The sequence below is a fragment of the Chromobacterium sinusclupearum genome (genome assembly GCF_002902845.1).
Taxonomy (GTDB): Bacteria; Pseudomonadota; Gammaproteobacteria; order Burkholderiales; family Chromobacteriaceae; genus Chromobacterium; species Chromobacterium sinusclupearum.
On record NZ_PPTF01000082.1, the window covers coordinates 1 to 278 of the forward strand.

At 68.0% G+C, this 278-nt stretch carries 1 protein-coding gene; it reads left to right on the plus strand.

Annotated elements, in window-relative coordinates; translation table 11 throughout:
* Window positions 1–278, plus strand: a 278-nt coding sequence (locus C2134_RS21625) for a hypothetical protein (RefSeq protein ID WP_158248822.1), incomplete at both ends; no start/stop codon positions are given.

The window sequence follows — 278 nt, forward strand, 5'->3', positions numbered from 1 at the left end:
GCGCCGACTGTCTCGATTGTGGAGCACAGCGGCAAGCAGATTTCCAGCCCCGACCTGGCGGGCGGCCACGTCCAGGCCACGGTGCAGTTAAGCGATGGCAATCTGACTAGCGGCGGCAGCGCGCTGATCACCATCAAGGATGGCAGCGCCAGCAGCACGGTCACCGTGCACAGCGACGGCTCGGTGACCAGCAGCAACCCGGCCGTCAGCGCCAGCTACGCGGGTGGCGTGCTGAGCCTCGGCATTCCCGAACCCGCCAACGGCCAGGCCGTCAGCGT